Here is a 25,231-nt window from a genome sequence, read left to right as displayed (position 1 = left end):
TTTGGCCCGACTTGTGGACTGTTCACCAACGCTGTCTGTGCTCGTTCGGGTACTGTCCCCGGAACGGCCACAATGCATACCTTGTATGGTGAAGTTCCGGACGGTCATGGGTGAGAGCGAGATTCTCGGCGGGGCCATCGCCGAACGACCGCGGGAGGTCAGCGAGCATCCCTTGCTCGCCGCCATCTACGACCGTCACGACGCGTTGATACAGCGCCACGCCCACCCCGACGGGCGGTCGCTCGAACTCGCGTTCGGTCGGCACTCTCACCCCGACGCGGACGTGGGGGTCGAGGTGTTCCACCAGAACTCAGTCGACGCGACGGGCGTCGAGGCGACGACGGCCGACGCGCGAGCGCTCCCGTTCGCCGACGACTCGTTCGACACAGTCATCGGCCGACGGTTCCTCCACCACGTTCCCGAGGGCGAGCGTGGGCGGATAATCGCCGAGGCTCGCCGCGTTCTCGCACCCGGCGGACGACTCATACTGCTGGAGGGGACACCGGGGCTCTACCGGCGGTTCGCGAAGCACCTCGCGTTCCGACTCGGCGCGCTCGGCGAGGACACGGACGAGTACGGCCACCTCTCGGTGGGGGAGATGCAGACGCTCCTCGACGAGAACGGGTTCGACACCGTCGAACTGCGTCGGCTCGGGTCGCCGCTGATGCCTCTCAGCATCTCGAAGCGGTCCTGGAGCGCCCGCGCCGCGCCGCTGTACGAGCGGACCCAGTTCGTCAGGTGGTGGTCGCTGGCGGTGGCGACGCCGACGCCGGAACCCGTGGCCGTGTCGCGCGTGGTGCCGGCAGAGGACGGCGAAGAGCGGCGTGAACCGCGGAAACAACGACACGTCTAAGTGACGGCGAGGCCGTTCTGAGAGTCGTGCGTACCGTCGCTGTCATCCCCGCGTACAACGAGGCCGCCACCATCGGGTCGGTCGTCGACGGCGCGATGGCCCACGTCGACCACGTGGTCGTCGTCGACGACGGGTCGAGCGACGACACCGCTCGCGTCGCGCGCGGCCACGGCGCGAGCGTGGTCGAACACGTCATCAACACCGGCGTCGGCGGGGCGGTCCGGACGGGTTACCGCTACGCCATCCGCAACGACTACGACTTCGTCGTCCAGATCGACGCCGACGGCCAACACGACCCCGCGTACATCCCGACCCTCCTCGAGGAGGCCGAGGACCACGACATGGTCATCGCCAGCCGATATCTCAACGACAGCCACGAGGAGTACTCGCAGGTCAGAAACACCGGCATCCGGTTCTTCACGGCGGTCGTGAACCGGCTGGGCGGTATCGACATCACCGACGTGACCAGCGGGTTCCGGGTGTACCGCGTCTCGAAGCTGGAGACCATCCTCCACCACTCCGACAGGCACTGGGCGGTCGAACAGACGCTCGACGCGGCGCGGTCGGGCCACCGCATCACCGAGGTGTCGGTGAAGATGCCCGTCCGCGACGAGGGCGACTCGCAGTTCACGTTCGACACGTTCGTCCTCTACCCGGCCCGGATGGCCGACGTCATCCTCCGCGTCCTCATCTTCCGATAATGGCAGAGTACACCCTCGTCAACCTGATGACGTTCGTCGTCGGTCTCGGCCTGCTGTTCAACGGCTACTACATCGTCCGCCGGGGCCGCGAGGACATCGCGCTGTTCGTCCTCTCGGCCATCGTCGGCCTCGGTCTGGTGTTCGTGGCGCTCGTCCCCAACGCGTTCCAGGGTATCGCCACCCTCCTCGGTCTGGAGTGGCAGGCCCGCGCGATTCTCGTCATCTCGAACCTCGTGCTGTTCGTCGTGGTCACCTACCTGTTCAACCGTATCGGGAAACTGTACGACCAGCAGTCCCGCCTCAACGAGGAGTTGAGCCTGCTGAAGAACGACCTCGAAGAGCAACGAGATGACTAGCGACCGGGCGACGACGGTGGACGACGACGGGACCCCCACGGCCGTCCTCTCGGTCGACTTCGAACTGTTCTCGCAGACGCCGGCGTACCGGAGCGCCGGGGGCACCGCCCCCGCAGACGAGGCGACCGCTGGCCTGGAGATGGGCCAGTTCCTCCGCGAGACGCTCGCGGACCACGACGCCGAGGCGACGTTCTTCACCGTCTCGTCGGTCGCCGAGGACCACCCCGACGAGGTCCGCGCCATCGCGGACGCGGGCCACGAGATAGCCTCCCACACCCACAGCCACCGGCTGCTGTCGGACCTGGACCCCGACGAACGTCGGGAGGAACTCGTCCACTCCCGAGACGTACTGGAGTCGGTCACCGGCGCGACGGTCGAGGGGTTCCGCGCGCCCGCGTTCGACGTACCCGAAGGGACGCTCGCGGCCCTCGCCGACGCGGGCTACCGCTACGACTCCAGCGTCGCCGCCTGCCGCAAGATTCCGGGCTGGTACGGCGGCGAGGACGACGCGGTTCGACCCTGCTCCGCGGTGGACGTGCAGGCAGACGCGCCCGACACGCTCGCCGAACTGCCAATCGCGGTGATGCCCGGCCTGCGCCTCCCCCTGACGGGGACGTGGCTCCGGTTCTTCGGCGTGCGCTACACCATCGCCGGGATGCACATGCTCGCGCGACGGGGCATCACGCCCGTGCTCTACGTCCACCCGTGGGAACTCGCGGACCTGCCCGACGTCGAGGGCGTCCCGAAGCGGGTGTACGTCCGCACCGGCGCGTGGATGCGCCGGGCCGTCGAGCGCATCCTGGCCGAACCGTTCGAGTTCGTCACCGCGCGGTCGGTCGTCGCCGACGCGGCGGGGACGCCACCGCTCGACGCACCCGCTCCCGGCGCGGGCGGGGCGGAGTAGCGTGGCCGATTCGTCCTCTCGCGCCCGCCGCGTACTGGGGTTCGTCCTCCGCTACGGCATCGGCCTGCTGGCAGTCGCGTGGCTGCTGGACCAGGTCGAGTTCGACCGCGTCGCGGCGGTCCTCGGCGACGTGCCACCCGCGTCCGTCGCGGCACTACTGGTCGTCACCGTCGTCGGCCTCCTCGGACGGTTCTACACGTGGCACGTCCTGATGAACCGCCTCGATAGCGCGACGTTCCGCGCCGCTGCCAGCACGGACCTCGTCGTGAACTTCGTCAACCAGATCCTCCCCTCGCGGCTGTCGGGGCGGGCGGCCGCACCCGTCGTCGTCCGCAGCGAGACCGGGATGGCCGGCGGGGACAGCGTCGCCGTCGCTGGCGTCCACACGGGACTGTACGCCGCCCTCTACGGGCTGGTCGCCACGCTCGGGGTCGTCCTCGGCGTCGGACAGTTCTCGCCGGGGCTGCTGCTCCTGCTCGCGCTGTCGACCCTGCTGTACTTCGTCGCGGGGGCGGCCGTGTTGCTCCTCGGGGCGAACCTGACGCTGGCCGACCGGTTCGTGGAGGGCTTCGCCCGACTGCTCGGGCGCGTGCCGCGCGTCGGCGGGCGACTCGCCGGACTCGTCCGGTCGCTCCCCGACTTCGCCGCGTCGTCGGCCGACTCGTTCCGGACGCTGACGACCGACCCGCGGAGCGTCGGTCTGTACACTGTCGGCTGGCTCGCGGCGATGGTCGCCGCGCCCGGCCTGCGCGTCTGGCTCCTGCTCGACGGGCTCGGGACCGGGTTCGAGCCGGCGCTCCTGTTGCCGTTCTACCTGCTCACCGCGTACAGCGTCACGCTGCTCCCGCTGACGCCGGGCGGCATCGGCGTCACGGAGGCGACGGCGACGGCGGTGTTCGTCGCCCTCGGCGTCCCCGCCGAGACCATCGTCCCGGTGGTGTTCATCGACCGGTTCGTGAGCGTCTACCTGCCGGCGCTCGCGGGCTGGTACCCGTCGCTCCGGCTCGACCTCTCGGGACTCGTCGCCGAGTAGAAGGGAAAGTATATCCGCCGACCTCGGGTTGGACGACACATGACGCGGACGTTCGTCGTCGGCCTCGACGGGGCGAGCTGGCGACTGCTCGACCCGTGGCTCGACGCAGGTGACCTCCCGAACCTCGCCGCCCTCCGAGAGTCCGGCGCGTGGGCGGCCCACCGGAGCTGCCTCCCGCCGGTGACGTTCCCGAACTGGAAGTGCTACTCCTCCGGGAAGGACCCCGGCGGCTTCGGCGTCTTCTGGTTCGAGCACGTCGACCTGGAGGCAGAGGAGATAACGGTCGCCAACGGCGGCGACTTCCAGACCGTGGAGCTGTGGGACTACCTCAACGACGGCGGCATGACGACCGGCGTCGTCAACATGCCGACGATGTACCCGCCACGCGACATCGACGGCCCCGTCGTCTGTGGCGGTCCCGACGCCGTCTCCGGGGAGTACCGCTCAATCGACTCGGGCTACACCTCGCCCGCGGACCTCGCCGCGTACCTCCAGCGCGAGTTCGACTACGAGGTCCACCCCGACCCGCTGCTCTCCTCGAACGAGGAGCGCGGGGCGGAGGTCGACGCCATCCTCGACGTGATGGACTCCCGGTTCGACGTGGCGCTGGACCTCTTCGAGCGCGACGAACTCGACTTCATGCACGTCACGCTGTTCTACCTCAACGTCCTGCACCACTTCTTCTGGGACGACGAACCCGTCTACCGCGCGTGGCAACTCGTCGACGAGCGACTGGGCGAACTCCGCGACCTGGAGGACACGACGCTCGTCCTGATGTCCGACCACGGCGCGGCCCCCACGACGACGGAGTTCTACGTCAACGAGTGGCTCGCCGAGAACGGCTACCAGGAGCGCACGCGGACCGTCGAGGACTACCTCAAACCGCTCGGGCTGACCCGCGAGAACGCCCTCGCCGTCGCCAAGCGCGCGGGCATCGTCGACACGCTCGCCCGCGTCGTTCCCGAGTCGCTCCAGCAACTCGTCCCCCAGCAGGCGGGGCTGAAGCGCGGCCGGAAGCTCGAAGCTATCGACCTCGACCGGACGAAGGCCGTCGCCAGCGGGCAGGGTCCGATCTACATCAACCCGCGCTTCGACGTGGAGGCGGTCCGGAAGGAGCTCATCGCGGACCTGCGCGAGGTGAGCGACGCCGAGGGACCGCTGTTCACGGCCGTCTACGCGGGTGACGAGGTGTACCACGGGCCGTTCGTCGACGACGGGCCGGAGGTGGTCGTCGACATGCGCCCCGGCGTCCACGTCAACGACGGCGTCGGCGGCGGGAACGTCACGACCGCCCCCGACCGCTGGGCCGCCGAGAACACGCCCCACGGCATCTTCGCCGCCGAGGGGCCGAACGTCGACTCGGTCGGCCAGCTCAACGACATCTCTATCCTCGACATCGCGCCGACCATCCTCGCCGGGATGGGCAGCGACGTGCCGACCGACATGCGCGGCAGCGTCCTGCCCATCTTCGACGAGGAGCCGGACTGGGCCGAGCGCGACCCCATCCGGTTCCAGCAGCGCGAGCGGGTCGGCGACGGCGACGAGGTGGCCGACCGGCTGAAACAGCTCGGGTACATGGAGTGATGCGGCCGCCGGTCCCCGACACCGCCGACGCCGAATCACGAGACTTTTGCCGCGGTTGGCTGAGTGAGTAGCTACATGCGGCGACTCTCCGCCCCGCTGACCCGGATTCGACAGCGGGTCCGCTCGGACCTCGACGAGGACCCGTACCTGAAGTACCTCCTCCTGCTCGCGTTCGTCCTCGGCGCGTTCTGGTTCTGGCACCTCGCGCCGAACTTCGCCACGCGCGACGAGATGGACCGTATCCTCGACCCGATGGTCGCGGTCGGCGTCACCCTCTCGGACCCGAGCATCGCGTCGCTGCAGGCCGGTATCGAGTGGGGGCGCGTCCCGTTCGGTGCGACGTTCTACCTCTTCGGGCTGGCGGTCCTGCCGGTCGTCGGTATCGCGGCCGTCACCGGCCAACTCGACATCTTCGACGCGTTCGTCTACCCGAACGGGACGTTCGGCACGTACGAGGCCTGGCACGCGACGCCCGAGTGGGTCTGGATGGTCGTCATCTCGCTGGTTCGCCTGTTCAACGTCCTGTTCGCGGTCGGCTGCGTCTACCTCACCTACCGCATCGCGACGACCATCCGCGACCGGGCGGCGGGCCGCCTCGCGGCCGTCCTGCTGACGTTCTCGTGGGGCTTCCTCACCATCGCCCACGAAGGCGGCGAGGACATGCCGGCGCTGTTCTTCGTCCTGCTCGCGCTCTACCTCCTGCTGGGCTACGTCCGGGATGGGACGGACTGGCGGTTCTACGGCGCGAGCGTCGCCGGTGGCGTGGCCATCGCGTTCAAACTCACCGCCGCACCCGTCATCGCCGTCATCGTCGCCGCCTTCCTCCTCCGGGCGCGGGAGGCCGACGACTGGCGGTCGGCGCTGTTCCGCCCCCGGATGGTCGTCGCCGGTGCGCTGTTCGGCTTCGGCACCATCGTGCTCGGGTTCCCGACGGTGCTGGCCGCGGGGTTCGACCCGTTCTTCGAGCGCTTCTTCGAGGGGTCGGCGTCGCGGGCCAACTGGGCGACCGGTCCCACTGCGCCCATCTGGTGGTGGTTCCTGCGGGGCTACTTCAGCGGCCTGAGCCTCCCGCTGTTCGGCGGGGCGGTCGCCGGCGTCGTCGCTGGCGTCTACCAGGTGTGGGACGAACCGGAGGAGTCGAGCGCCGTCGCACTCGTGCTGCTAGCACTCGGGACGTACGTCCTGCTGTTCTCCCAGTGGCACGACTTCCGGGTCCACCACCTGCTGCCGACGTTCCCGCTGTTGATGGTGCTCGTCGCGCTCATGCTCAACCGGCTACTGCGTGAGACACCACGCGTGGGCACCGCGCTCACCGTCTTCCTCCTCCTCACCAGCGGGACGTACGCCGTCACGGGCGACATCGGCTACGCGAGCATGCCGCGAGACGAGGCGGTCGACTGGTTCGACGCGAACGCCGACCGGAACGACACCGTCGAGCTGTACCGCGTCCACCTCCAGGACACCGCGACGCCCCACTGGATGGACGTCAAGCACCGCTGGACGGCCGAGAGCGAGACGGTCGCGTGTCCCCGGTTCATCGAACTGGGCTACCGCGACCTGCTGTACCTGAAAGACGGCACGTACTACCGCAACGGCGACGTCCAGAAGCGGTACGTGCGGGAACTGGTCAGCGAGGGCGGCGACTACCACATCGTCGCGGAGTTCGGTCCACGGCCGCCGAACTTCGTCCCGGAGCGGGCACGTCCGGGGAACCTCCTCGACCTCGTCCCGTACGGTATCGTCCCGCACACCGACCAGTACGCGGACGAGCAGGAACTCGAACCGAACCAGTACACGCTCATCCTCGAACGGAACCAGGGCGCGTCCTGTGACCCGAACAGACGCGCGCCGTTCTGAGCCGGGAGCAGCCTACTTCTGCACGAGAAACGGTGATTCGGTGAGCGAGCGGTTCAGGCCTGCGACGGCACGTCGAGTCCGAGCGCCTCGACGAGCGTCTCCGCGGCGGCCGACGACGACCCCGGCCCGCGTGCGGTGATCAGGTCGCCGTCCGTCCGCACGCTCGCGTCGGCGTCCAGTTCGGCGTCCCACTCTCCGCCTGCGGCCTTCACCTCGTCTTCGACCCAGTAGGGGAGTTTCCGGCCGTCGGGCATCCGGTCGTGCTCGTCGACGATGCCCTCCTCCCAGTCGTTCGGGAAGCCGGTGACCTGTCGCCCCTCGACCAGCAGGTCCCCGTCGGAGTCACGCGTGAACGCGAGGATGCCGACCGCGTGACAGACGACCAGCGCCGTCCCGTCGTCGCCCTCGACCGCGTCGCGCAGGAGCGTTCGGGCGTGCTTGTCCTGGTTGACGTCCCACTCGGTCCCGTGCCCGCCGGGGAAGACGACCGAATCGTAGCCGTCGGCCGAGACGGTCGCCAGCGGCTCCGGGTCGTCCAGCCGCTCGTCGCTCTCGATGACGTCCCGTACGTGTTCGGCGGTCTCCTCGCCGACGTTCTCCGGGTCCGTCGAGCGCTCGTCGACGACCGGTGGGTCCCCGCTCGGCGTCGCCACCGTCACGTCGACGCCCGCATCCGAGAGCGTCGTCAGCGGTTCGACACACTCCTCCGCCCAGTACCCCTCCTCGCTGACCACGAACAGCGCGTTCGTCATAGCGACTCCTCGTTCGGTCTCGCCGCAGAAAAACGCGGGCCTCCCCCTCGGCGTTGCTCCCTCTCGGAACGTCGACCAGTGAGCGTCGGTGACGACCGGCCGGTCGCCGTCGACGACTCGCTCGTCGGGCTACCCGTCGCCCTGTTCGTCGGTGATGACGACCTCGCCGTCGACGACGTCGACGTTGATGAGCGTCTTGACGGGGTACTCGTCCATCTCGTTCGAGCCGCCGTCCTTCTTGATGACGGCGACGATGTCCGCCACGTCCGCGCCCGTCTCGCCGAGGGCCTCGGTGATGGCCCGGAGCGTGCCACCCGTCGAGAGCACGTCGTCGAGCAGGAGGACGCGGTCGCCCTCGTAGACGTCGTTCATGTACATCTCGTTCTCGGAGTAGCCGGTCACCTGCGAGAGGTTCACCTCGCCGTCGAGGCCGTACTGGCGCTTGCGGATGACCACGAGCGGGATGTCGGTCATCAGCGAGACGGCCGTCGAGATGTGGATGCCCATCGCGGCGGGCGTGACGATCTTGTCGACGCCCTCCAGCTCCGCCTTCCTGATGATGCCGATGGTTATCTCGCGGAGGAGTTTCGGGTCGAGCATCGGAACGCCGTCGCTGATGGGGTGGACGAAGTAGTGGTAGTCTCCCTTCTCGATGATAGGGGCCTCACGCAGCGACCGAGCGAGCAGGTCCATGTCGCCCGTATTCGGCGTGATGGTATAACCCCGGTGGTCCGCACTGACCGTGCGGTAGCCTCCCACCCCGTGATGCGGGGGCCATCGCCGCCGGTCTGCCCCTGCTCAGGCGAGACTCATCGCCACGACGCCGACCAGCAGCAGGGTCGCCGTCACGCCGAACAGCATCGCGTAGGCGAGCGTCGCCGTGTTCGCTCTCGTGTCGGATAGCACACTTCGTCAGTCGACGTCGGGGGGCTTCGTTATACGCTGCTTCCCTCCTTCGGGCAGACGGTTGCAGGGGCTAAACGCGACGTTGAACGGTGCTAGGCGGTGATTAGCGCGGTCGCCTCGGGGCCGTTCGCCGGTCGTCTCGTTCTGTTGGGCCTCCCCCCGGTCACTGTTGCAACCGGACATCCTACCACTATCAGTCGAACTGTTGGCCGAATGGCCAGTTCACCACCGCGATAAAGCAGACGTTTGGATAATCGAAGAACTATCCGCGGGGATTTGAAAACTATTAAGCGCGCGTCGTCCCGCTGACTACGTGTGCAACCGGAACCGGCGGTTCTCCTCGCCGTGCTGGCGCTCCCGTTCGTCGGCGCGGCGGTGACCCCCCTCGTCTACCGGGTGCTCGGCGAGCGCACCGCCTACTTCGCGGCCGCAGTCGCGACGGCGTGTCTCGCCCTCGTACTCAGTCAGTACGGCACCCACGGCACGGTGAGCGTCGAGTGGATACCGCAACTCGGCGTCAACCTCGTGCTGTATCTGGACGGTCTGGCCTTCCTCGTCTCCCTGCTCGCCTCGGGTGTGGGCATCCTCGTGTTCACCTACTCGGGTGGCTACATGCACGGCGAGCCGGGACAGGCCAAGTACTACACCACGCTGCTGGTGTTCATGGGCGCGATGCTCGGGGTCGCGCTCGCGGCGGACCTCGTCGCGCTGTTCGTGTTCTGGGAACTGACGAGCGTCTCGTCGTTCGTCCTCATCGGTCACTACCAGCGCGAGAAATCGTCGCTGTACGCCTCGCGCAAGTCGATGCTCATCACCGTCAGCGGCGGCCTGTTCATGCTCGTCGGCTTCCTGTTCCTCCACGACGCGGCCGGGTCGTACGCGCTGTTCGACACCGCCGCCTCCCAGGGCATCATCTCGAACGCGGACGCGGTTCGGGGGACGCTAACCGAGGCGGGACTGCTCCTCCCGGTCGTCGTCCTCATCGGTATCGGCGCGGCGGCGAAGTCCGCCCAGGTCCCGTTCCACATCTGGCTTCCCAACGCGATGGAGGCACCCACGCCCGTCAGCGCGTTCCTCCACAGCGCGACGATGGTCAAGGCTGGGGTCTATCTCGTCGGGCGGTTCCGCCCGCTGTTCGTCCCACAGGGCGAGTCGGTGTACACCGCCGAGGTGTGGCTCCCGCTGTTCGTCGGCCTCGGCCTGCTGACGATGACCGTCGCTGCGATGCTCGCGGTGAGCGCGACGGACATCAAGGAACTGCTCGCGTACTCGACCGCCTCCCACCTGGGCCTCATCGTCGCCGGGTTCGGCTTCGCCGTCAGCTACGGCGGCGAGGCGGGCGCGTTCCACATCCTCAACCACGCGTCGTTCAAGGCGGCGCTGTTCCTCGTCGCGGGCATCGTCGCCCACGAGGCCGGGACCCGGAACATCGCTGACCTCTCCGGCCTGCGCGAAGACCTACCGGTGACGGCGGCCATCGCCACCGTCGCCTGTCTCTCGATGGCCGGTATCCCGCCGCTCAACGGCTTCTTCTCGAAGGAACTGCTGTTCGAGGCGTCGTGGGAGACCGCGGCGCACTTCGGCGGACTCTGGTACCTGCTGCCAGCAATCGCGGTGTTCGGGAGCATCTTCACGTTCCTCTACTCCATCAAGTTCCTCTCGCTGTTCTACGGCGACCGGCCCGAAGCGCTCGGGGAGGTCCACTCGCCGCCGCTGGCGATGCTCGCTCCGGCCGCCGTCCTCGGCCTCGCGGTGCTGGTCATCAGCGCCGTGCCGAACCTCGCCATCGAGGTCATCGCGGGCGACGCGTACGCCGCCGTCGCACCCGGCGAGGCCCACTCGTTCACGGTGCCGTGGCCGATACCGACGGAGGCGTCGCCGTACGCGCTGATGTCGCTCGTGACCATCCTCACGGGTGCGGCGCTCTACCCGTTCTACGACCGTTTCCACGACGCGTTCGCTCGTGCTCGGACGTTCCCGTACACCAGTCCGAACGCGTACTACGACGGCGGGCTCGCGGCGCTCGAACGGACGAGCGCGCTCGTCCCCGCGTTCATCCAGACCCGGATGTTCCGGACGTACGCCGCGTCGTCGCTGCTAGCGGTGTCCGCGCTCGCCCTCGCCGGCTACCTGGTCGCCGGCGTCGTGGTCCCGCTGCCGAGCGGCCTCGACAGTCTGACGCTGCTCGGCGTCGTCGGCGGTGCTCCGCTGTTCGTCGTCCTCATCGTGGCGCTGTTCGGGGCGGGAGCGGTCGGCATCGCCGACTCGCACGTCGCGGGGGTGCTGACGCTCTCCATCCTCGGGTTCATGGTCGCCATCTTCTACGTGCTGGCCTCGGCCCCGGACCTCGCGCTGACCCAACTGCTCATCGAGACGCTCGTGCTCGTCATCTTCCTGCTCGTCCTCGACAAACTGCCGACGTGGTACGGCGACCTGGAACTGCGCGAGGCCGTCCCCGACGCTATCGTCGCGGGCGTCGTCGGCGTCACGGTGACGCTGACGGTGCTCCTGACGACGAGCACGGTCCCGTCGCAGAACATCGCGTCGTACTTCGTCGAGAACGCGCCGGTCCCCGGAGAGCACGGGCCGGTACTCATCGACTCCGGCGGCGGGGGCAACATCGTCAACGTCATCCTCGTCGACTTCCGCGCGCTCGACACGCTGGGCGAGATAACGGTCGTCGCGATGGCCGCGCTCGCCGTGCTGACGCTCGTCGGCATGCGAAACGGAGGTGAGGACGTATGACGACGGACACGGACACGACGGTCATCGCCCGCACCGTCGTCCGGGTGGTCGTCCCCATCATCCTGCTGACCGCCGTCGCGCTCCTGTTGCAGGGGCACAACCTGCCGGGCGGCGGGTTCATCGCCGGCGTCCTCACCGTGACGGCGTTCGCGCTGGTCTACATCGTCTTCGGTCGGGCGTTCCTCCAGCGCGAACTGCTCCACACCGAGGACGACGAGTTCCTCGCCGGTGCGGTCGGCGAGTACGGCCGGACGTTCTCGTACGGTCTCGCGCTGGCCGCCTCGGCCGGCGTCGGCTCTATCGTCCTCGGTGAGCTACTCGCACAGGGACAGTACGAGTTCCTCACCCAGGCGGTCGTCTTCGTCTACGAGGTGCCCATCTACCACGAGATAGAGGTGCCGACGGCACTGTTCTTCGACCTCGGCGTCTACTTCGTCGTCGTGGGGGCGCTGCTGACTATCCTCGCGGTGGTGGGTGGCGAATGACTCCGCTCACGACACTCGCTGGCGAGCCAGCGCTGTCGATGCCCGCGACGCTTCCCGCCGCGACGCCGTCGACGCTCCCCGGACTCGTCGTCCCGTTACAGGGGTCGGAGGGAGCGCCGCCGACGCAGTTCGTCCTCGCGCTCGTGCTCGGCCTGCTGTTCGCCATCGGGACGTTCCTCGTCCTCCGGCGGGACGTGGTCCGGGTCGTCTGGGGGATCACCATCATCACCCAGGCGACGAACATCTACCTCGTCACGATGGGCGGCATCTCGGGGAGCGTCCCCATCCTCGCCCACGGGGCGTCGGCCGACCCCGCGACCGTGGCGAACCCGCTGGTCCAGGCGCTCGTCCTGACGGCCATCGTCATCGGCTTCGGGACGACCGCGTTCGCGCTGGTGTTGACCTATCGAGTCTACGAGGAGCACGGTACCATCGACCTCTCGGAACTCGGGGAGGTTCCGCCGGAGTCGGGCGTCTCGGCGATGACCGACTCGTCCGTGGACGGTCCGGAGGCCACCGGCGACGAGGAGGCTGTCACCGCGGACGGCGGCACCCCTGACTCGGGTCCGGGGACCGGACCGACCGCCGGGTCCTCGGGGGGTGACCGATGACCGACCTCGTCATCGCGCCGCTGTTGGTCGCGCTGTTCACCGCCGTCGCGACGCTGCCGTTGCGCTCGGCCAAACGCGTCCAGCAGGCGGTGAGCGTCTTCGGCGGCGCGCTGTACCTCGTCGCCGTCGCCGCCCTCGTCCGGGCGGTGCGGGCCGACGCCGACGGCTACCTCGTCTACCAGCTGTCGCACTGGGACGCGCCGTTCGGCATCGTGCTCGTCGCCGACGACCTCTCGGTCCTGCTGCTGAGCCTCGCCGCCGTCGTGTCGCTGGCGGCGCTCGTGTTCTCGGTGCGGGGCATCCCCGCCGTCGGGCAGCGGCTGTCGTACCACCCGCTCTACCACCTGATGCTCGTCGGTATCACGGGGTCGTTCCTCACCGGCGACGTGTTCAACCTGTTCGTCTGGTTCGAGGTGATGCTGATGTCGAGCTACGTGCTCGTCGTCTTCTACAGCGGCCCCGACGAGACGCGTTCGGCGCTCCACTACGCGTTCCTCAATCTGCTCGGCAGCGCCGTCATGCTGCTCGCCATCGGCGGCCTCTACGCGACGACGGGGACGCTCAACATGGCGGACATGGCCCAGTACCTCGCGTCGGCCCCGGCCAGGGACACGACCCCCGTCCTCGGCATCTCGGCGATGCTGTTCGCCGTGTTCGCGCTGAAAGCGGGTATCGTCCCGTTCCAGTTCTGGGTGCCCGACGCCTACCGCGCCGCTCCCGCGCCCGTCGCGGCGATGCTCGCTGGCGTCGTCAAGAAGGTGGGCGTCTACGCCATCGTCAGGCTCTACTTCACCGTCTTCTCGGTGGCCGCACTCCCGCCGGGTCTGTTCGGCGAGAACGCGACGTTCCTCGCGTTCTTCGGGCCCGTCATGCTCCTCATGGCGATCGGCTCCATCGTCGTCGGCGGGTTCGGCGCGGTCGGCCGCGAGGACCTCGACGGACTGCTGGCGTACTCCAGCATCGGTCAGGTCGGATTCATCGTCCTGCCGCTGGCCGTCGCGGCGTCGGCGGTGCCCGGCGCTGGTGCGGAGATACCCCGTGAAGGCATCGTCACGCTCGGCATCACCGCCGCGCTCGTCTACTCGGTCAACCACGGACTGGCGAAGAGCCTCCTGTTCCTCGTCAGCGGCGCGCTCTCGCGCACGCTCGGGACGGTCCGGTTCGACGCGCTCGGAGGGGTCTCGGAGCGCCATCCGGCGCTCGCTGGCTCCTTCTTCGTCGGAGCGCTCGCACTCATCGGCATCCCGCCGCTGTCGGGCTTCTTCGGGAAGTTCCTCGTGTTCGACGTCGGCGCACGGGCGGGGTCGTGGGTCGTGCTGGGTGTCGGCCTCGGCGGTGCCATCCTCACCATCGCGTACTTCACGCTCGCGTGGGCGCGGGGGTTCTGGGGCCCGCCGAGCGACGCGGTGGCGGGCGCGCGCGTCGACCGGTCGTTCGTGGCCGTCGTCGCCGCGCTCGCGCTCGCCATCGTCGTGCTGGGTGTCGGCTTCGGCCCGCTGTACGACCTCTCCCACGCCGCGGCACAGAGCGCGACCGAAACACAGGGGTACGTCGACGCCGTCCTCGGAGGTAGCCAATGAAGAAGTGGCCAGTCGTCGGCGGCCTGCTCGCTGTGCTGTGGCTGTTCGTCAACGGCTTCGACGCGACGGGGACGCCAGTCGAGATGCTGGAGGCGCTCGTCGGCGCGTTGCTCGTCGGCGTCGCCGTCGGGTTCCCCATCGCGTGGGCGACCCGCGACATCTACACCGACCAGACGAACCTCGCTCGGACGGTCCGCATCGTCCCGTCGGCGATAACGTACGTCCTGCTGTTCGTCCGGGAGCTACTGACGGCGAACGTCGACGTCGCCTACCGCGTCCTCTCTCCGTCGATGCCCATCGACCCCGGTGTCGTGGCGGTGCCGCTACGCGTGGAGAGCGACCTCGCGATCACCACCATCGCCAACTCAATCACGCTCACGCCCGGAACGCTCACGATGGACTACGACGAGGCGACGAACACGCTGTACGTCCACGCCATCACCGGCCGGACGAACTACGAGTCGGTCGTCGACCCGATACGCGCCTGGGAGGACCTGGCGCTCGTCATCTTCGACGAGGCACGCTCGCCAGACGACGCCCCCCCGACGGACCGCGGAGGTGAGGTCAGTGGTCAGTGAACCCGCGTCCGGGCTGCTCGGCGCGGTCGTTCTCGGCGGGCTCCTGCTCAGCAGTCTGGTGACGCTCGTCGCGGGCTACCGCGTCGTCCGGGGGCCGACGACCCCTGACCGTGTCGTCGCGCTGGACGTCATCGGGACGAACGTCGTCGCCATCGCGTTGCTGTTCGCGCTCGTCACCGGTGAGGCGCTGTTCGTCGACGTGAGCCTCGTGCTCGCCATCATCGGCTTCATCAGCACGGTCGCCGTCGCGCGGTACGTGACGGAGGGGGACATCATCGAATGACGCTCGCCAGTTTCACCACGGCCGGAAGCATCGTTCCGCTCGCTATCGGTCCTGTCAGGGCCACACTCGTCGCCCTGTTCGTCCTCGTCGGCGCGTTCTTCCTGCTGGTGGGGACGGTCGGCCTGCTCCGCCTACCGGACGTCTACAACCGGATGCACGCCACGTCGAAGGCGACGACGCTCGGCGCGGCGAGCATGTTCCTCGCCTGCGTCGCGTACTTCGGCGTCCTCGGCGTCGGACTGACGGCGCTCGTCGGTATCGTCTTCCTGTACCTGACGGCCCCGACCGGCGCGCACGTCATCTCGCGCTCGGCGCAGAAGATGGGCGTCGAGTTCGCCGGCGGGGCGACGTGGCCCGGCGGCGAGACGCGGCCGGACGAACCGGCCGACGCCGAACCGGAGTCGGACGACGACTGACCGGGGTCGGCGAGCTCTCGACACGACGACGCTTCTACCCGCCGAGTTCGTTCTGGAGTTCGTCGGCGACGCGCAGCCCCAGCCCCGCCTTGTCACCGCGGTACTCGGTGGCGGAGTCGGCGCGGACGAACAGGACACGGGTCTCGTCGGCTCCGAGCACGCTCGCGTCGTTGGCGACGACGAACGACAGTTCGGCGCGCTCCAGCGTCCCGCGGGCGACGCTCGCCAGGTCGTCGTCGTCGCCGCCGGTCTCCAGTTTGAAGCCGACGATAGGCAGGTCCGGATGGGCGTCGCGGACCGTGTCGATGAGCTTCGGCGTCGGTTCGAGGTCGAGCGTGCGCTCTTCACCGGAGCGGAGTTTCGTCTCGCTCGGTTCGACGGTGTAGTCGGAGATGGCGGCCGCGGAGACCAGCGCGTCCGCGCCACCGTCGACGGCGTCGAGGACCGCGGCGGTCATCTCGGCGGCGCTCTCGACCTGTCTGACCGACGCGTACGGTACCTCGGAACCGTCGTGGACGAGCGTCACGGCCGCGCCGCTGGCGTAACACGCTCGCGCGACCGCACGGCCGGTCCGACCGGACGCCCGGTTCGACAGCGTCCGCACCGGGTCGATGCGCTCGCTGGTCGCGCCGCTCGTGACGACGACGTGCCGTCCGGCGAGCGGTCGGTCGCCACACGCGCGGGCAGTCGTGAGAACGATGGCCTCCTCGGTGGCGATCTTCGCCTTCCCCTCCTCGATGCGCGGGTCGACGAACGACACGTCCCACTCGCGGACCCGGTCGATGGCGTCCGTGACGCCGGGGTGGTCGTACATCGGTTCGTGCATCGCCGGGGCGACGACGACCGGGACGCCCGCGCCGAGCGCCGTCGTCGCACAGGTCGTGACCGGCGTGTCGTCGATGGCGGCGGCGACCTTCCCGACGGTGTTAGCGGTGGCCGGCGCGAGGAGGAGGACGTCGGCCCACCCGTCACGGCCGCACAACTCGACGTGCTCGACGCGTCCCGTGAGTTCGGTCACGACGTCGTTGTCGGTCGCGTACTGGAGTGACCACGGGTGGACGATTCCCCGCGCGCTCTCGGTCATCACCGCTCGTACCGACGCACCCTGCCGTCGCAACTCGTGGGCCAGTTCGACGGTCTTCACCGCCGCGATGGAACCGGAGACCCCGAGGGCGACGTTCACTCCGTCCAGCATCGTCATACCGGACGTTCGCGGGCGAAGGGTAAAAACGGACAGCGATGTGGCTCCGTTCTGCTGGGACGAGTACCGCACGTCGTCGCGAGCAGCCGACGGCGATTCTCCTCGACCGTGGACGGCGCAGTCGGACTCCCTTCCGGGGTCGGGGTCGCGATGCCCCGCGAGACCGTCCACGGCGACTTCTCAGGCCATAGCTCGCGCTGGGCGCGGCTTCCGATTTGAACGCTCGGAACGGACGGGGAGGATGGTGGTGTCGCTACTCGTCGTCGACGAGGCTCGGGTGTCGAGTGGGGGCGTCGGCGTGTGGTTCGGAGAACCACTCGCGCATCGTCTCCATCGAGGCGCGTTCACGGCGTTCTCGCTCGGCGTCGTCGATCTCCTCACAACCGGGGGGCACCTCGCGGCCGCGACCCGTGAAGTAGCCCTCCGGGGCGACCCAGTCGTGGTAGAACGGCGTGTCGGCGTCGTCGAGGAGCGAGAGGGCGGTCTCCGCACCGTGGCCCGCCGCGACGACGGCCTGGTGGGGTCGCTCGGCGACCCGACCGGCCGCGTAGAGGCCGTCGACGGCCGTCCGACCGCTCGCCTCGCAGTCGAGGTACGTCTTCGACCCGCGTTTGACCACGCCGACGTCGAGTGACTCCAGAAATGCGACGTCGTTCTTCGTCGCCACGACGACGAACTCTGTTAGCAGTCGTTCGCCATCGGTGGCGACCTCGAATCGCTTCTGGCTATCTGGGTCCTCGCTGCTCCGCGGAGCGTCCGGGGACGCTCGAACGTCCGTGACTGTCCCCGCTCGAATCGCACAGCCAGCGTCTCGCGCCTGCCGTTCGGTCATGTCGAGGAGCGTCCTGGGGTTGACGCCCGCCGGGAAGCCGGGGAAGTTCTCGACGTGAGCGTTCCGCCGGAGGATTGACTCGCCCGCCCGTACGAGCAGCGTATCGAGGCCGGCGCGCGCGGTGAACAGGCCCGCCGTGAGGCCAGCGATGCCGCCTCCGACGACGAGTACGTCGTGAGCGTCGGTCGTCTCGGTCATGTGCTGTCTGTCGGGCGACCGGTAACAAACGGTCCGGTTCGTCGCCGGTCTGTCTGGTCGGTGTTCCGTCGGTTCGTCGTCGGTCGCTCCCCTGGCGGGGTGGGCGAACACTTACACCGGCACCCGGAGAATCGCGGATGTGGACACCGTCAAGGTCAGCACGCTGGTCTATCTGCCGCCCGAGGAGGTGTACGACTTCCTCACGGACTTCCCTGGCTACGCGAAGTACTCCGAGCATCTCACCGACGTCCGTCAGTCCGGTGACGGCGGCCCCGGAACCGAGTACGACATGACGTTCTCGTGGTGGAAACTCGACTACACCACCCGCTCGCGGGTGACGGACGTGTCGCCACCCGACCGCATCGACTGGGCCATCGTGAAGGACATCGACGCTCGCGGCGCGTGGATAGTCGACCACGTCCCGGAGAAGGCCCCCGAGGGGAGAGACGACGCCTGCCGGGTGAGTATCTACGTCGAGTTCAACCCCGACTCCGCGGACAAGAGCGCCATCAACCTCCCGGCGTTCGTCTCGCTCGGATGGGTCATCGACAAGGTGAAACCGAAGATCGAGGAGGAGGCCGAACGCATCGTCCGGCGAATCGTCCGGGACCTGGAGGGCGAGGACCGACCGGTCGACCTCGTCATCCACGACTCACCGGACTCGGTCTGAGTGCTCCCGACGGACCCGTAGCGTTCTCCCGACCGATACACGAGAACGGATGTCGCTGCCGTCTCTTCGACCCGTCGCCTGGCGGACTGCCAGCGTCAGATCGCGAGGTCGCCTTTCCCTTTCTTGACGGTGACGGCCGCGGCGTCGACCGCCTCGGTGTCGAGGTGCATCGGGATGTACTCGCGCGTCTCGTAGGTCTGCATCTCGTCTTCGGTGCCGACCGTACACCAGAGCTGGACCTCGTCGGGGCCGTGCCAGTCGCCCTGGCGCTTGACCGAGAAGCAGTAGAGTTCTTCGCCGTCGACCTCGATGACGGCGTCCTTCCGGATACCGGGGTCGCCGTGGATGATGAGGTTCTTCATGTGCCCCACTGCGCCCGATGGCCGGTTAAGCGCTTCGAGTTCTCGGACTGCCAGTTCGGAGGCGTGACGCCCTGGCTGTCACCGCCGGGCCTCTCTGCGACGGCCGGGTCCGACGGCCCTCGGTCGGCAGGCGGGACGGTCCGGTCCCGTCCCGTGAGAATCGGTGACGTGGCGGTGTGACCGCCCGAACGCAGACCAAACGGGTTTTAAGCCACCGGGAAGAATCGTCTCCCAACCAACCATGCAGATGCCACGCCGGTTCAACACGTACTGCCCGTACTGCCAGGCTCACCACGAGCACGAGGTGGAGAAGGTCCGGAACGGCCGCTCCTCCGGGATGAAGAAGGTCAACGACCGCCAGCGCCGACGCCGGGGCTCCGGCATCGGTAACGCCGGGAAGTTCTCGAAGGTGCCCGGTGGCGACAAGCCGACGAAGAAGACCGACCTCGTCTACCGCTGCAGCGACTGTGGCAAGGCCCACCTCCGCGAGGGATGGCGCGCCGGCCGACTGGAGTTCCAGGAGTAACCATGGCGGGAAGCTTCCACTCCGTCCGTTGCCCGGACTGCGAGAACGAACAGGTCGTCTTCGGCAAGGCCTCCACCGAGGTCGCGTGTGCCGTCTGCGGTCACGTCCTCGTTCGCCCCACCGGCGGCAACGCGGACATCGAGGGCGAGGTCCTCGAGACCGTCGAGAACCGCGCCTGAACTGCCGATTCTCTCGCGTTTCACCTGCCTCCGAGTGACGACGCTCTCGATTCTACCTGGTCCTCGCAAGCGACCAGCGGTGAACTACCCTACCCTACTCGCTCACGGCTGACGCCGTTCGCTCTGTGAGGGTCGGGCTTCCTGCTTCGATGACGCGCTTTGCAGATACAACAGTGTCCACAGGGAGCGCAGTCTCCACAGGCGTTGATTCGGAGTATCCCACTCCTACATCTTTGAGACCGCGAGAACGAATGTTCCACGCCGCGTTCGCGTCCCTGTCCGCCTCAAACCCGCAGGCGGGACAGGAGTGTTCACGGACCCACAACGGCTTGTCCGTCGAGACACCACAGGACGCACACTCCTTGGTCGTCCCTCTCGGGTTAACCGCGACGAAGTGCGCCCCCTCTCGCTTGCACTTGTATTCGAGCAACGAGAGGAACGTCCGCCATGCCGCAGACGCCGTGTTGCGGCTGTTCGACGGCGACTCCATCATCCCCTTCACGTTCAGGTCTTCGACCGCCACGAGGTCGTACTCCCGAGCGTAGTAGTTCGAGAGTTTATGGAGAAAGTCGCGGCGCTTCCGTCGGAGGTCGGCGTGACACTCCGCGACTCGACGCCGTTGTCTCTCCCAGTTATTCGACTCGTGTTGCTTCCGCGAGAGCTTCCGTTGCTCGCGCTCCAACCGTTCGCGGTCGTCGGAGAGGTCGAGCGATCCGACTGCCGTGCCGTCGGTGTCGTGGGCGTACTTGAGTATCCCGACGTCGATGCCGACGCACTTCTCAGGGTTCTCAGGCGGCTCGGGCGGTTCGCGGTCCATTTGGACGCCGAACGTGGCGAACCATTCGCCCGTCGGTTCCTTCTTGACCGAGACCTGCTTGAGCTTCGCGTCGTCAGGGATGGCGCGGTGAAGCCGAATCGGTATGTCTGCGAGTTTCGAGAGTGACAGGACAGTCTGACCGCCTTTCTTGTCGAGCTTGAAGCCAGACTGACTGTAGGTGAAACTGCGAAACTCCCGTGGCGGCTTCCACGTGAGTTGACCGACGCCGTGGCCGTCCTCTTTGAGTCCACCAAGAGACTTGACGTTCTGCTCGATTCGCATGACCGCTGTTTGCAGAACTGTCGAATACACGCCCGAGAGGCCATCCCACCACTCTTTCAGGGACGGGAGTTCGTCTCGGATGGACCGAACACGCTGATTGAGCGTGCCTGCGTCCTCAGGGATTTGGTCGAATCGGTAGAGCGCGTGATTGTACAGTTGCCGACAAATGTCTCGATGGCGGTCCAACTCCTCTCGGTGGGCGTCGGACGGCTTGAGACGGTACTTGTAGGCGTAGTACATTCTACTCGCGTTGGTCCTCGACGTACTGTTTCAGCACATCCAGCGACACTTGCCCTGTCGAGATGAGGCAGTACGAATCGTTCCAGAACGAGTCGCCCCACAGTTCGGTCTTCAGTTCGTCCGCGTACTTGTTGCGGATACGGCGGGCGGTCGCGCCCTTGACCGTGTTGATGAACTTCACGAGGTCTGTGGTTGGTTTCGCTCGGAACAGAATGTGTACGTGGTCGTCCTCACCGTCGAGGTTCGTCAGTTCGACACCGTAGTTGTCCGTGAACCCGCTGATGACCTCGTGAATGAATTGGGTTCGCTCCTCGGTTAGCACTCCGCGCCGATACTTCGTGGTGAGTATCAGGTGGTAGTGCAGGGAAAACATCGAGTGCGCTCCCGAATCGAGGTCGTACTCCATTGGGCTCGGTCAATACCATACTACCCTATTGCAAAAACGTTACGACAGCGTCGGCCTGTGGGCCTGCAACCGTAGAGTGTACGAGAACCGTGCGGCGTTGACGAGACGGGACGTGTCTCGTTCGCGCACAAGAGCTTCGCTCTTGTGGACGCTGTATCCCCTCCCTGCTCGCGCCTTCCCTTCGGTCGGCGCTCGCTGAGGAAGGGGGCTTAGCACCTCAATTCCGCTAAGGTCCCCCCTCGTCTCCGACGTGGCATGAGCAACGAGGTGGGCGACGGACGGATGGAGCCCGAACCGGCGTCGGACTGGCCCGAGGGGTCGCTGACCGAGAGCGAAGCCCGTGACCTGCAGTTCGACCGCGCGGCCGTCGTCGCGGTGTGGGTGCTGGACCAGGACGAGGCGACGCGGACGGCGCTCCTCGGCCCGGACCCACCCGACGACGCCGTCGTCGATATCGTCCTGGAGACCGACGAGGCGTTCGAGATGTACAGCTACACCCCCCACGACGGCACGACCCAGTGGGTGACCTACGGCGAGGAGCGCAAGGGAACCGAAAGCGGCGCGACGATGCGCGACACGCTCACCAGCTATCGACTGCTCGTCGGCGACAGCGACCTCCAGTAGCCCCGCCTCACCGTCGCGATCGCGCAGTTGATGCTCGCAGAACGCCTATCTCTCCTATTCACTGACGGCCCTCCTCGTCAGCGACCCTGCCCATGACCGACATCGTCACCACAGTCAGTAGTTGGCCCGGCGTCAGCGTCGCCCCCCACCGGTTCGGCGGCCGCGAGTTCACCGTCGGCGGCCGTGAGTTCGGCCACGACCACGGGACGCGACAGGTCGACCTGCCGCTCACGAAGCGCGTTCGAGACGTCCTCGTCGCCGAAGGGGCGACCGACTCCCATCACCTGTTTCCCGAGTCGGGGTGGGTGAGCTACTACCTCGACGGCGGCAGCGAGTCTGGCGCGCTGCGTCTCCTGCGCATCGCGTACCTCCACCACGTCGCCAGCCTGAAGCGCCGGGCGACGAAGCGCGGCGAGTCGCTCGGTCCACTCGACGCGGTGGATGTCGCGGCGGAACTCGACGCACTGGACCCGAGCGACGACCTGCGGGACGCGTTCGGGCCGGTGCCCGCGTAAGCTATCGCCCGGGCATCTCGGGTGTCACAGCGTCACACCCCTGAGGAGCGTTTATCACCTCCCCAGCGCCATCGCCGGTATGTCCCTTCAGTACCGGCCGGTCCCCGACGACGACGTCGACGAGTTCCGCCGCCTCCTCACCTACGCGTTCAGCCCGACCGACACCCACGAACCGCTCGACGAGGACGAGGAACTCCCGCCGCCAGCGCAACCCGGCGCTCGACGCGGAATCTACGACGGCGACGAACTGCTCTGTACGGGCACTCACCACTGGTTCACACTGGACGTCCGCGGGTCGAAACACGACGTGCCGGGGCTCTCGGCCGTCTCGACGCCGCCGTGGAACCGACGGCGCGGACTCGTCCGGCGACTCCTCCACGAGTCGCTGACGGAGTACCGCGACCGCGAGTCCTGGTTCTCGGTGCTCTGGCCGTTCGAGCACCCGTTCTACGCGTCGTTCGGCTGGGCGACGACGACCGACTACGGCGAGATCAGCGTCACCCCCGACGCCCTCGACTTCGTCGACGACGTCCACCCGGACGGGTCGTTCGTCGAACTCGACGCCGACCGGTGGGCGGACCTGGAGGCCGTCTACCGCGAGGCGAACGACCACACGCTCGCGATGTACCGGACCGAGGAGTGGTGGCGCAAGCGCGTCTTCCAGGGCTGGGAGGACGAACCGTACGTCGCTGGCGTCGAGCGCGAGGTCGAGGGCGAGGAGACGCTCGTCGGCTATCTCGTCTACCGGTTCGACGAGGACGGTGACGACCGGACGCTGACGGTCCAGGAGACGTGCGCCGTCGACCACGACGCCTACGTCGAACTGCTCCGGTTCTGCCGGTACCACGACTCCCAGGTCGGCACCGTCGAACTGTACGGTCGACCCGACACCGACCCGTTCGACCTCGTCACGGACCCGCGCGACGTGAGCATCGAACTCCGCCCCGGCCCGATGGTCCGCCTCGTCGACGTCGAACGCGCGCTGGGCGTCCTCGACTACCCGGACGACGCGACGGGGTCGGTCACGCTCGCGGTCGACGACGACCTCGCGACGTGGAACGACGACGCGTTCCGGCTCACCGTCGAGGACGGCCGTGCGACGTGCGAACCGGTGGGAGAGCTACCGGCCGACGAGGACGCCACGCTCGGCGTCGGCGCACTGTCGCAACTCGCCGTCGGCTACCGCTCGGCGGGACGACTCCGGGAGATTGGACGCCTCTCGGCCGACGACGGGACCGTCGAGGCGCTCGACGCGCTGTTCCCGACCGAGGAAGTGGTTCTCCGCGAGGGGTTCTGAGCGGCGCTACGTACGGCCCGTCGAGGACGAGTCGGTCAGTCGGTCGGAACGTGTCGGTCAGTTCCCGCCGAGCACCCGGAGGCCCGCGCCGACGACGAGGATGAGTGCACCGAGGATGAACGTCCCGGGAATCGGGAGCGCGAAGATGGCGACGCCGGCGAGCAAGACGAGTGTCGAAGTTCGCATGGGCGGAGCGACGACCGTCACCGGGGAAAAGGTCGTGCCTGCACCGTCCCGTAGTCCGGTGCCGGACGGTCAGTACTGCGACTGTCGGTAGATGAGGTTGCGCTGTATCTCGTTGGCACCCTCGTAGACGACCGGGATGCGGACGTCGCGGTACACCCGCGAGATGCGCCGCTCCTGCAGGATGGAGCGCCCGCCGTGCATCTGCATCGCGCGCTCTGCACAGAAGTTCGCCACTTCGGTCGACTTCGTCTTCGCGCTGGCGGCCCAGAACCCGGCGTTCTCGTTCTCGGCGACCTTCTCCGCGGCGCGCCAGTTGAGCGAGCGAGCGGCCTCGAACTCCATGCGCATGTCCGCGAGCATGTGCTGGATGGCCTGGAACTCGGAGATGTCGCGACCGAACGCGGTCCGGCCGTGGACGAAGTCCCACGCTTCTTCGAGGGCGGCGGCGGCCAGACCGAGACCGTGGCCCCCGACGACGATGCGGCCGTGGTTGAAGAACTCCGCGAGCATGTAGAAGCCCGCGCCCTCGACGCCGATGATGTTCTCCTCGGGGATGCGGCAGTCGTCGAAGACGATGTGGCCCTGCTTCGAGGCGCGCATGCCGATCTTCTCGGGGATGTGCTCGGCCTCGTAACCGGGGGCGTCCGTCGGGACGATGAACATCGAGAAGTTGCCGTAGCGGTCCTCGGAGTCGCCGGTCTTCGCGTAGACGGTGAGCCAGTCGGCTTCGACGGCGTTGCCGACCCAGTACTTCTCGCCGTTGAGCACCCACTCGCCGGCCTCGTCGTCCTTCTCGGCGCTCGTCTGCATCCCGGCGAGGTCGCTGCCGGTCTCGGGTTCCGAGACCGCGAGGCCCGTGATCTGCTCGTTCTCGGCGATGGGGCGGAGGAACTCCTCCTTCTGTTCCTCCGAGCCGTGCTCCTCGACGATTTCGGCGCCGAACGACGCGAGCATCAGCGTCAGCCCGATGCCGGCGTCGGCGCGGTACAGCTCCTCCGCGATGGCGAATATCTCGTAGAGGTCGAGGCCGCGTCCGCCCCACTCCTCGCCGATGTCCTGGGCGACCAGGCCGGCGTCCATCCCCGCCTCGAGCACCTCCCACGGGTACTCCCCCGAGTCGTGGTACTCCCCGGCGACCGGGGCGACGTGTTCCTCGGCGAACTCGCGCGCCTCGGCCTTGATGTCACGAGCGTGTTCCGGGACGACCGACTCGTCGAGTAACTCCATACTCGCCCCGACGAGCGCATCGGAC

28 protein-coding genes and 1 pseudogene are annotated in these 25,231 nt (G+C 67.9%); 20 read left to right on the top strand and 9 right to left on the bottom strand.

Annotation, left to right across the window (positions count from 1 at the left end):
• Positions 1-85: 85 nt before the first annotated feature.
• The 7 genes from MX571_RS17390 to MX571_RS17360 all read left to right on the top strand — a co-directional run bounded on the left by MX571_RS17390 (position 86) and on the right by MX571_RS17360 (position 7,288).
• The gene (locus tag MX571_RS17390) at positions 86-853 is read left to right on the top strand and encodes a class I SAM-dependent methyltransferase (protein WP_247419084.1); all 768 of its coding nucleotides are present in this window, start codon (positions 86-88) and stop codon (positions 851-853) included.
• Positions 854-879: 26 nt separating this feature from the next.
• Positions 880-1,554, top strand: coding sequence for a glycosyltransferase family 2 protein (locus MX571_RS17385; RefSeq protein WP_247419083.1), 675 nt, complete (start codon positions 880-882; stop codon positions 1,552-1,554).
• Positions 1,554-1,910, top strand: coding sequence for a DUF2304 domain-containing protein (locus MX571_RS17380; RefSeq protein WP_247419082.1), 357 nt, complete (start codon positions 1,554-1,556; stop codon positions 1,908-1,910). The genes MX571_RS17385 and MX571_RS17380 overlap by 1 nt, the downstream gene beginning before the upstream one ends.
• The gene (locus MX571_RS17375) at positions 1,903-2,814 is read left to right on the top strand and encodes a polysaccharide deacetylase family protein (RefSeq protein WP_247419081.1); all 912 of its coding nucleotides are present in this window, start codon (positions 1,903-1,905) and stop codon (positions 2,812-2,814) included. The genes MX571_RS17380 and MX571_RS17375 overlap by 8 nt, the downstream gene beginning before the upstream one ends.
• 1 nt (position 2,815) lies before the next feature.
• Positions 2,816-3,847: a lysylphosphatidylglycerol synthase transmembrane domain-containing protein gene (locus MX571_RS17370; protein ID WP_247419074.1), complete on the top strand. Its 1,032-nt coding sequence runs from the start codon at positions 2,816-2,818 to the stop codon at positions 3,845-3,847.
• Positions 3,848-3,886: 39 nt separating this feature from the next.
• Positions 3,887-5,431 carry an alkaline phosphatase family protein gene (locus tag MX571_RS17365; RefSeq protein WP_247419072.1) on the top strand — a complete coding sequence of 515 codons (1,545 nt, stop codon included), beginning with the start codon at positions 3,887-3,889 and terminating at the stop codon, positions 5,429-5,431.
• 75 nt (positions 5,432-5,506) lie between these two features.
• On the top strand, positions 5,507-7,288 hold the full coding sequence (locus MX571_RS17360; protein ID WP_247419070.1) for an ArnT family glycosyltransferase: 1,782 nt from the start codon (positions 5,507-5,509) through the stop codon (positions 7,286-7,288).
• A gap of 53 nt (positions 7,289-7,341) precedes the next feature.
• Here the strand turns inward: MX571_RS17360 and MX571_RS17355 are convergent, their stop codons facing one another.
• Positions 7,342-8,040, bottom strand: a complete 699-nt coding sequence (locus MX571_RS17355) for a type 1 glutamine amidotransferase domain-containing protein (protein WP_247419068.1) — start codon at positions 8,038-8,040, stop codon at positions 7,342-7,344.
• Positions 8,041-8,169: 129 nt separating this feature from the next.
• A complete protein-coding gene (gene hpt / locus MX571_RS17350) occupies positions 8,170-8,733 on the bottom strand; it encodes a hypoxanthine/guanine phosphoribosyltransferase (RefSeq protein WP_247419065.1) in 564 nt (187 codons plus the stop codon).
• 528 nt (positions 8,734-9,261) lie between these two features.
• Here hpt and mbhE point away from each other — a divergent pair.
• From mbhE to mnhG, 7 genes and pseudogenes are all read left to right on the top strand, one after another.
• Positions 9,262-11,691 (top strand): hydrogen gas-evolving membrane-bound hydrogenase subunit E, encoded by a 2,430-nt coding sequence (gene mbhE, locus MX571_RS17345; RefSeq protein WP_247419056.1) that lies wholly within the window; start codon positions 9,262-9,264, stop codon positions 11,689-11,691.
• Positions 11,688-12,176, top strand: coding sequence for an MnhB domain-containing protein (locus MX571_RS17340; RefSeq protein ID WP_247419055.1), 489 nt, complete (start codon positions 11,688-11,690; stop codon positions 12,174-12,176). The genes mbhE and MX571_RS17340 overlap by 4 nt, the downstream gene beginning before the upstream one ends.
• Positions 12,177-12,319: 143 nt before the next feature.
• Positions 12,320-12,631: pseudogene (locus MX571_RS17335) on the top strand (sodium:proton antiporter); the annotation flags it as partial.
• Positions 12,632-12,783: 152 nt separating this feature from the next.
• Positions 12,784-14,367 (top strand): complex I subunit 5 family protein, encoded by a 1,584-nt coding sequence (locus MX571_RS17330; RefSeq protein ID WP_247419054.1) that lies wholly within the window; start codon positions 12,784-12,786, stop codon positions 14,365-14,367.
• A complete protein-coding gene (locus MX571_RS17325) occupies positions 14,364-14,945 on the top strand; it encodes a Na+/H+ antiporter subunit E (protein WP_247419053.1) in 582 nt (193 codons plus the stop codon). Before MX571_RS17330 ends, MX571_RS17325 begins: the two co-directional genes overlap by 4 nt.
• Positions 14,935-15,228, top strand: a complete 294-nt coding sequence (locus MX571_RS17320) for an MrpF/PhaF family protein (RefSeq protein ID WP_247419052.1) — start codon at positions 14,935-14,937, stop codon at positions 15,226-15,228. The genes MX571_RS17325 and MX571_RS17320 overlap by 11 nt, the downstream gene beginning before the upstream one ends.
• Positions 15,225-15,644 (top strand): monovalent cation/H(+) antiporter subunit G, encoded by a 420-nt coding sequence (mnhG, locus tag MX571_RS17315; protein ID WP_282594681.1) that lies wholly within the window; start codon positions 15,225-15,227, stop codon positions 15,642-15,644. Before MX571_RS17320 ends, mnhG begins: the two co-directional genes overlap by 4 nt.
• A gap of 34 nt (positions 15,645-15,678) precedes the next feature.
• On the opposite strand, the gene coaBC is transcribed toward mnhG, so the two are convergent.
• Positions 15,679-16,839 carry a bifunctional phosphopantothenoylcysteine decarboxylase/phosphopantothenate--cysteine ligase CoaBC gene (gene coaBC, locus MX571_RS17310; RefSeq protein ID WP_247420218.1) on the bottom strand — a complete coding sequence of 387 codons (1,161 nt, stop codon included), beginning with the start codon at positions 16,837-16,839 and terminating at the stop codon, positions 15,679-15,681.
• Between the two features lie 259 nt (positions 16,840-17,098).
• A complete protein-coding gene (locus MX571_RS17305) occupies positions 17,099-17,875 on the bottom strand; it encodes an NAD(P)/FAD-dependent oxidoreductase (RefSeq protein ID WP_247419051.1) in 777 nt (258 codons plus the stop codon).
• 139 nt (positions 17,876-18,014) lie between these two features.
• Here MX571_RS17305 and MX571_RS17300 point away from each other — a divergent pair, with 139 nt between their 5' ends.
• Entirely contained in the window at positions 18,015-18,545 is a 531-nt protein-coding gene (locus MX571_RS17300; RefSeq protein ID WP_247419050.1) for a type II toxin-antitoxin system RatA family toxin, read from the top strand.
• A gap of 95 nt (positions 18,546-18,640) precedes the next feature.
• Here MX571_RS17300 and MX571_RS17295 read toward each other — a convergent pair whose 3' ends face one another.
• Positions 18,641-18,907, bottom strand: a complete 267-nt coding sequence (locus MX571_RS17295) for an HAH_0734 family protein (protein ID WP_247419049.1) — start codon at positions 18,905-18,907, stop codon at positions 18,641-18,643.
• Between the two features lie 241 nt (positions 18,908-19,148).
• On the opposite strand from MX571_RS17295, the gene MX571_RS17290 reads away from it, so the two are divergent.
• Both MX571_RS17290 and MX571_RS17285 read left to right on the top strand, forming a co-directional pair.
• Positions 19,149-19,433: a 50S ribosomal protein L44e gene (locus MX571_RS17290; protein ID WP_247419048.1), complete on the top strand. Its 285-nt coding sequence runs from the start codon at positions 19,149-19,151 to the stop codon at positions 19,431-19,433.
• A 2-nt stretch (positions 19,434-19,435) separates the two neighbouring features.
• Positions 19,436-19,612: a 30S ribosomal protein S27e gene (locus MX571_RS17285; RefSeq protein ID WP_247419047.1), complete on the top strand. Its 177-nt coding sequence runs from the start codon at positions 19,436-19,438 to the stop codon at positions 19,610-19,612.
• Positions 19,613-19,706: 94 nt separating this feature from the next.
• Here MX571_RS17285 and MX571_RS17280 read toward each other — a convergent pair whose 3' ends face one another.
• Together MX571_RS17280 and tnpA are read right to left on the bottom strand one after the other, a co-directional pair.
• Positions 19,707-20,951: an RNA-guided endonuclease InsQ/TnpB family protein gene (locus MX571_RS17280; protein WP_247419045.1), complete on the bottom strand. Its 1,245-nt coding sequence runs from the start codon at positions 20,949-20,951 to the stop codon at positions 19,707-19,709.
• Between the two features lies 1 nt (position 20,952).
• Positions 20,953-21,357: an IS200/IS605-like element ISHmu6 family transposase gene (gene tnpA / locus MX571_RS17275; RefSeq protein WP_247419044.1), complete on the bottom strand. Its 405-nt coding sequence runs from the start codon at positions 21,355-21,357 to the stop codon at positions 20,953-20,955.
• A gap of 255 nt (positions 21,358-21,612) precedes the next feature.
• Between tnpA and MX571_RS17270 the strand changes: the two genes are divergently transcribed.
• The 3 genes from MX571_RS17270 (at position 21,613) to MX571_RS17260 (ending at position 23,793) form a co-directional block, all read left to right on the top strand.
• The gene (locus MX571_RS17270; RefSeq protein WP_247419043.1) at positions 21,613-21,981 is read left to right on the top strand and encodes a hypothetical protein; all 369 of its coding nucleotides are present in this window, start codon (positions 21,613-21,615) and stop codon (positions 21,979-21,981) included.
• A gap of 92 nt (positions 21,982-22,073) precedes the next feature.
• The gene (locus MX571_RS17265) at positions 22,074-22,496 is read left to right on the top strand and encodes a luciferase domain-containing protein (RefSeq protein WP_247419042.1); all 423 of its coding nucleotides are present in this window, start codon (positions 22,074-22,076) and stop codon (positions 22,494-22,496) included.
• A gap of 79 nt (positions 22,497-22,575) precedes the next feature.
• Positions 22,576-23,793, top strand: a complete 1,218-nt coding sequence (locus MX571_RS17260) for a GNAT family N-acetyltransferase (protein ID WP_247419041.1) — start codon at positions 22,576-22,578, stop codon at positions 23,791-23,793.
• A 57-nt stretch (positions 23,794-23,850) separates the two neighbouring features.
• Here the strand turns inward: MX571_RS17260 and MX571_RS22530 are convergent, their stop codons facing one another.
• Positions 23,851-23,979, bottom strand: coding sequence for a hypothetical protein (locus MX571_RS22530; protein ID WP_282594680.1), 129 nt, complete (start codon positions 23,977-23,979; stop codon positions 23,851-23,853).
• Positions 23,980-24,048: 69 nt separating this feature from the next.
• A complete protein-coding gene (locus tag MX571_RS17255) occupies positions 24,049-25,206 on the bottom strand; it encodes an acyl-CoA dehydrogenase family protein (protein ID WP_247419040.1) in 1,158 nt (385 codons plus the stop codon).
• Between the last annotated feature and the right edge of the window lie 25 nt (positions 25,207-25,231).

It is taken from the genome of Halomarina salina (genome assembly GCF_023074835.1).
Taxonomy (GTDB): Archaea; Halobacteriota; Halobacteria; order Halobacteriales; family Haloarculaceae; genus Halomarina; species Halomarina salina.
This window is presented reverse-complemented; position numbering and strand designations above follow the sequence as displayed.

Excerpts from the sequence above, each read along its gene's own strand:
- MX571_RS17390 (WP_247419084.1), top strand. The coding sequence starts at position 86 with ATGGTGAAGTTCCGGACGGTCATGGGTGAGAGCGAGATTCTCGGCGGG.
- MX571_RS17380 (WP_247419082.1), top strand. The coding sequence starts at position 1,554 with ATGGCAGAGTACACCCTCGTCAACCTGATGACGTTCGTCGTCGGTCTC.
- MX571_RS17375 (WP_247419081.1), top strand. The coding sequence starts at position 1,903 with ATGACTAGCGACCGGGCGACGACGGTGGACGACGACGGGACCCCCACG.
- MX571_RS17365 (WP_247419072.1), top strand. The coding sequence starts at position 3,887 with ATGACGCGGACGTTCGTCGTCGGCCTCGACGGGGCGAGCTGGCGACTG.
- MX571_RS17360 (WP_247419070.1), top strand. The coding sequence starts at position 5,507 with ATGCGGCGACTCTCCGCCCCGCTGACCCGGATTCGACAGCGGGTCCGC.
- MX571_RS17355 (WP_247419068.1), bottom strand. The coding sequence starts at position 8,040 with ATGACGAACGCGCTGTTCGTGGTCAGCGAGGAGGGGTACTGGGCGGAG.
- hpt (WP_247419065.1), bottom strand. The coding sequence starts at position 8,733 with ATGGACCTGCTCGCTCGGTCGCTGCGTGAGGCCCCTATCATCGAGAAG.
- MX571_RS17340 (WP_247419055.1), top strand. The coding sequence starts at position 11,688 with ATGACGACGGACACGGACACGACGGTCATCGCCCGCACCGTCGTCCGG.
- MX571_RS17330 (WP_247419054.1), top strand. The coding sequence starts at position 12,784 with ATGACCGACCTCGTCATCGCGCCGCTGTTGGTCGCGCTGTTCACCGCC.
- MX571_RS17325 (WP_247419053.1), top strand. The coding sequence starts at position 14,364 with ATGAAGAAGTGGCCAGTCGTCGGCGGCCTGCTCGCTGTGCTGTGGCTG.
- mnhG (WP_282594681.1), top strand. The coding sequence starts at position 15,225 with ATGACGCTCGCCAGTTTCACCACGGCCGGAAGCATCGTTCCGCTCGCT.
- coaBC (WP_247420218.1), bottom strand. The coding sequence starts at position 16,839 with ATGCTGGACGGAGTGAACGTCGCCCTCGGGGTCTCCGGTTCCATCGCG.
- MX571_RS17305 (WP_247419051.1), bottom strand. The coding sequence starts at position 17,875 with ATGACCGAGACGACCGACGCTCACGACGTACTCGTCGTCGGAGGCGGC.
- MX571_RS17295 (WP_247419049.1), bottom strand. The coding sequence starts at position 18,907 with ATGAAGAACCTCATCATCCACGGCGACCCCGGTATCCGGAAGGACGCC.
- MX571_RS17290 (WP_247419048.1), top strand. The coding sequence starts at position 19,149 with ATGCAGATGCCACGCCGGTTCAACACGTACTGCCCGTACTGCCAGGCT.
- MX571_RS17285 (WP_247419047.1), top strand. The coding sequence starts at position 19,436 with ATGGCGGGAAGCTTCCACTCCGTCCGTTGCCCGGACTGCGAGAACGAA.
- MX571_RS17280 (WP_247419045.1), bottom strand. The coding sequence starts at position 20,951 with ATGTACTACGCCTACAAGTACCGTCTCAAGCCGTCCGACGCCCACCGA.
- tnpA (WP_247419044.1), bottom strand. The coding sequence starts at position 21,357 with ATGGAGTACGACCTCGATTCGGGAGCGCACTCGATGTTTTCCCTGCAC.
- MX571_RS17270 (WP_247419043.1), top strand. The coding sequence starts at position 21,613 with ATGAGCAACGAGGTGGGCGACGGACGGATGGAGCCCGAACCGGCGTCG.
- MX571_RS17265 (WP_247419042.1), top strand. The coding sequence starts at position 22,074 with ATGACCGACATCGTCACCACAGTCAGTAGTTGGCCCGGCGTCAGCGTC.
- MX571_RS17260 (WP_247419041.1), top strand. The coding sequence starts at position 22,576 with ATGTCCCTTCAGTACCGGCCGGTCCCCGACGACGACGTCGACGAGTTC.
- MX571_RS22530 (WP_282594680.1), bottom strand. The coding sequence starts at position 23,979 with ATGCGAACTTCGACACTCGTCTTGCTCGCCGGCGTCGCCATCTTCGCG.
- MX571_RS17255 (WP_247419040.1), bottom strand. The coding sequence starts at position 25,206 with ATGGAGTTACTCGACGAGTCGGTCGTCCCGGAACACGCTCGTGACATC.